A 4,472-nucleotide genomic window follows, 5' to 3' on the forward strand; every position below is an offset into this window, starting at 1 on the left:
TAATGAGCGAAACTGTAATTACTGTGACTTTGCCGGGATATGTTAGTGTTCTGGCAAATTAATTTTTGATAAAACTTAAAATAGCCTTCAACGCCTATTCAGTAAGTTCTTCGGTGGGGGTATTCTCTTTAAACTTAAATTCTTTTTCTGTAAACAGCTTAACGCATGCGTCAACCGCATCAGGATCATAAAGCTTCCCTTTATTTCTTGTAATCTCCTGCAGCGCCTCGTCCACGGAAAAAGCTGTCCTGTATGACCTGTTAAAAACCATTGCCTCAACAACATCAGATACGGCTAAAATTTTTGCCTCTAAAAGAATATCTTTACCCAAAAGCCCGTTCGGATATCCGGACCCGTTAATTCTCTCGTGATGCTGCAGTTCAATTTCCGCAATGGGCCACGGAAATTCTATTTCCCTTAATATCTCATAACCAGCCCTTGGATGGGTTTTAATGATATTATACTCATCCTCCGTCAATTTTGAAGTTTTTGTAAGTATATCCGACGGGATAAACAGCTTGCCCAGGTCATGAACAACCGCGCACATCCTGAGTCCGTCAATCCTGTCTTCAACAAGTCCCATTTCCTTGGCTATTCCCCTGGCAAGGTCCGCCACACGCTGCTGGTGGCCGGCAGTAAAAGGGTCTCTTCTTTCAACTGTTAATGCCATCGCCTGTATGGCTCCCTTCATGGCCTTCCTTAAGGTCATTAAAGTATGCTGGAGTTTTTCCTCAAGCCGTTTACGTTCCATTACAGATTGCGCCACAAAAATCACCCCTTGAATGTTGCCTTTGTCATCATGCATTACGGAACTCGAAAAAATTACAGGGATTCTTTCTCCGCTTTTTGATAAAAACACCTCTTCTGTATTCCTTACATATTCCTCTTTAATTAAATCTTCCAGTCCGGTCCGCGAAGCCATAAAATCTTCTTCCGCGAAAATAACTTCAACCGGCTTCCCTATAAGTTCTTTTTCTTCAAATCCCAAAAGCTCGCACGCCGATCCGTTAACAGTCTTAATATATCCTTCTGTTGATATAACAAAAAGGGCCTCGTACATATAATGGATAATATTATTGACATACTCCTTGGCCTGGATAATTTCATTCCTTGATTTCTGCAAGGCCGTTATCATATTATTAAACGTTAACCCGAGTTCGCCTATTTCATCTCCGGACATAACGTTAACCCTATGGGTCAGATCACCGCTGCCTGCTATCTTTGCGGCCTTAATCAGGTCATAAATCGGGTTTGTCACTATTGTCACTAAACCATATATACCTACCCCTCCCAACACTAAAACCGCGATAATTATCCCCAGAATCAGCCTGACTATATTGCTGACTGCTTTTTTAATCGGCTCCTCTGAAATTCCAAGACGCACAACACCTGTTTCACCTTCTAAAACCGGGACAACAATATCAAGGATGCTTTTCCCGTTAATAATAAGTGATTTTACATCATGGTTTTTCGATTTAGTAATATTATTGGCATTTTTCAGCTCAACCGGAAAACCTTTTTCAAAAGTATGGGCCAAAACCTGGTTTTGCGAATCCAGGATAAATATATACTCTATATCCTGTTTAGAGTTTTTATATTCATTGATAAACAGCTGGAGCTCTTCAGTCCGGCTTGCCAATACGGGATTGATGCTTTCCGTGGCCAGGTTTTTAGCTATCAGAATACCTCTTTCCCGGACCTCCGATAACAGTCTCTGTGATATTGTTGTCTGTATTAAACACAATACAGCCAGTCCCATTATTACGACTAAACATATCGTCCCCAGTAAAAATTTGTATCTCAGGTTTAAATTTCTTATAATGTCCTTTAACATAATTTTATTCCATAATCCATTCTTTTAACTTGCGGATAGAATCATAAGCACTGTTTTCCACAGAAACGAATTTGTCTATTTTCATATTGCCGAGTATCTCTCTTCCCTTCTCGTCGGTATGTATTTCCAGCAATATTTGTTTTAATTTTTTCTTGATTTCAGGGTCAAAATTCGGGCGGACCACGACAGGCGGCATGCCGTAAGGAGGGGATTTCTCAATGATACTGGTTTTAGCGGTAAGTTCGGGATTGGTTTGATTAAGATATTCCCAGATGACGCTCGACACAGCCGCTCCATCCACGATTTTCTGCGCGACCATTTTTATGGAATTGTCATGCGCGTATGTATATATATTTTTCTTAAAATAAAAATCAGGCTTTTCGCCCATGTTTGTCAGCATGCTGTGGGGTACTAATTTGCCGGAGTTAGACATTAAGTCGACAAAAGCGAAAGTTTTCCCCTGCAGCTGTTTAAAATTTTTTATTTTGCCGTCAACGGAAACAATAATATACGAATATTCATTTGTTTTGCCGTTAATCTCAGGGATTGCGAGAAGCTGGATTTTATTGTCATCGTACCCGTCCACATAAGCTTTACTTGATAAAAAAGCCACATCAATTTCATCCAGACCCATCAGCCTGTTTATTTCTGCATAGCTTTCTTTAACCAAAATTTTAACCGGTTTATCTAATTTTTTTCCTATATAATCAATCAGCGGTTTATAATAAGCGAATTCCTCTTTTTGTGTAATAGTGTTTCCGATCGCTATCCACAGAGGTTTTTCTTTAGCCACTTCAAGTTTTATCTCTTCGGTTTTTTCAAGACTGATTACTTTGGACTTTTTAAAATTATTACAATTTACAACAAAAAATATAAGACAAATAGATTGTAGAACAACCAGTTTTCTTAACATTTTAGTCCTTTTATGCTTCTTTAGATTACAAAGACCGGGAAACTAAAATCTTCTTATAGCTTATATTTACTACTAAAAAACAATATAGTCAAGAAAAATTTGATTGTATTTTGAACAATTATTCACCGATAATCTTAATCAACACTCTTTTCTTCCTCTGTCCGTCAAATTCCCCGTAAAAAATCTCTTCCCATGGGCCAAAATCAACTTTCCCCTCACTAACAGCCAAAACCGCCTCCCTGCCCATGACTGTCCTTTTCAAATGCGCGTCCCCGTTATCCTCGCCGGTCAGGTTATGCTTATATTTTTCTATCCCGTACGGGGCCAGCTTTTCAAGCCACTCTTTAAAATCACAGTGCAGCCCGTTTTTCATTATCGTTAATAAAAACGCTTGCCGTAATGTGCATGGCACTTACAAGGCATAACCCTTCTTTAATGCCGCTCTTCTTAACTGCCGACTCAACTTGCGGGGTAATGTTTACAAACTCCACTCTTTCTTTTGTATTAAACCAAAGATATTCTTTATATGATTTCACCCCCCCCCTCCTTTTTAATACTGTTATTAAAATATCTTTCTCTTTTTTCAATTTAAAATATTCAATTCTTCTTAGGAGGGGCGGGGTTCATTTTCGGGCATGTAAAACCCTGCCGCGAAATTTTTTCAAGAAGCTTTTTGTAATTTTCTTCCGGATTCCCTCTAAAAATCCCGCTTCCTACACATGCCGAATCCACACCCGAATTTTTTATAATTAAAATATTTTCCATTTTAATCCCGCCGTCAACTGAAACCAGAAATTTTCCTTTTCTCCTTTTTAATTCTGTGATTTTTGCCATCATTTCAGGCAAAAACGGACTTCCGTAATAACCGGGAGTAACGGTCATTATTAAAACCTGGTCAATACTCAGCAAAAAATCTTCGATATCCTTAACCGCTGTTTTAGGATTAATTGCAATGCCAGCATCTAAATTATGGGCCCTTATCTCCCTGATAACCTCCCAGGGTTCATCTTTAGACTCAAAATGGAATATTATTCTCCTTGCTCCCGCATCTTTAAAAGGTTTTATTAAAGGGAGGGGATTTTCCACCATAAGATGGATCTCCATATTTATCGAAGTGCTTATTTCAGCCAGATCAAACGGCGAGATGCTCATGGTCGGGACAAATTTCCCATCCATGATATCTATCTGGACAAGACGGCAAAATTTTTCACATTGCCGTATCATTTTTTCCAAAACATCTTTTTTATCTGTCAGAATTGCCGGAACTATCTGCATTATAAATCCTTAGGTTTAAATGGATTAATTACCTTAACGTTTCGAATAACCTGATTTTGATTAAGGGCTTCCGTATATAAAATACTGCATTTGGCGCTTTCCGCAGAGACTACAATTAAAGCATCCCAAAAAGATATTTTATTTAATATGCTTACATCTATTGCATCATAAATCAGAGGCATACTAATCCTTACACAAGCGTAATTTTTTGAAATAAAAGCGAAAAAGAACTTGAAATGCCCAATTCTATTGGTTAAAATGATTTTGTCAAAAGACATAACAACCAAAAAAAAGGGCATTTCAAGTGAATAAAAAATCTAAAAGAAAATATAGCAAAATACTAAGGAATCGTCAACAACAAATTGGACACCGATTAAGAAAAAAACAATGGGAAGACCAACCCGATCCGATCATGAAGGGCAGCAACATACATTATGAAATGAGCGGGAA

At 38.2% G+C, this 4,472-nt stretch carries 4 protein-coding genes and 1 pseudogene; all 5 read right to left on the reverse strand.

The window, feature by feature from the left end:
• Positions 1–94 precede the first annotated feature (94 nt).
• The gene (locus AB1498_01495; protein MEW6086963.1) at positions 95–1,834 is read right to left on the reverse strand and encodes an HD domain-containing phosphohydrolase; all 1,740 of its coding nucleotides are present in this window, start codon (positions 1,832–1,834) and stop codon (positions 95–97) included.
• A 4-nt stretch (positions 1,835–1,838) separates the two neighbouring features.
• Positions 1,839–2,747, reverse strand: a complete 909-nt coding sequence (gene phnD / locus AB1498_01500) for a phosphate/phosphite/phosphonate ABC transporter substrate-binding protein (GenBank protein MEW6086964.1) — start codon at positions 2,745–2,747, stop codon at positions 1,839–1,841.
• Between the two features lie 118 nt (positions 2,748–2,865).
• Positions 2,866–3,283, reverse strand: a pseudogene (locus AB1498_01505) (secondary thiamine-phosphate synthase enzyme YjbQ).
• Positions 3,284–3,344: 61 nt separating this feature from the next.
• Positions 3,345–4,022, reverse strand: a complete 678-nt coding sequence (locus AB1498_01510) for a ribulose-phosphate 3-epimerase (GenBank protein ID MEW6086965.1) — start codon at positions 4,020–4,022, stop codon at positions 3,345–3,347.
• Entirely contained in the window at positions 4,022–4,300 is a 279-nt protein-coding gene (locus AB1498_01515; GenBank protein ID MEW6086966.1) for a hypothetical protein, read from the reverse strand. The genes AB1498_01510 and AB1498_01515 overlap by 1 nt, the downstream gene beginning before the upstream one ends.
• Between the last annotated feature and the right edge of the window lie 172 nt (positions 4,301–4,472).

The organism is bacterium, assembly GCA_040754625.1.
GTDB lineage: Bacteria > JACRDZ01 > JAQUKH01 > JAQUKH01 > JAQUKH01 > JAQUKH01.

Bases quoted from the DNA above. Each gene is read 5' to 3' on its own strand.
- AB1498_01515 (MEW6086966.1), bottom strand. From the start codon at position 4,300: ATGTCTTTTGACAAAATCATTTTAACCAATAGAATTGGGCATTTCAAG.
- phnD (MEW6086964.1), bottom strand. From the start codon at position 2,747: ATGTTAAGAAAACTGGTTGTTCTACAATCTATTTGTCTTATATTTTTT.
- AB1498_01510 (MEW6086965.1), bottom strand. From the start codon at position 4,022: ATGCAGATAGTTCCGGCAATTCTGACAGATAAAAAAGATGTTTTGGAA.
- AB1498_01495 (MEW6086963.1), bottom strand. From the start codon at position 1,834: ATGTTAAAGGACATTATAAGAAATTTAAACCTGAGATACAAATTTTTA.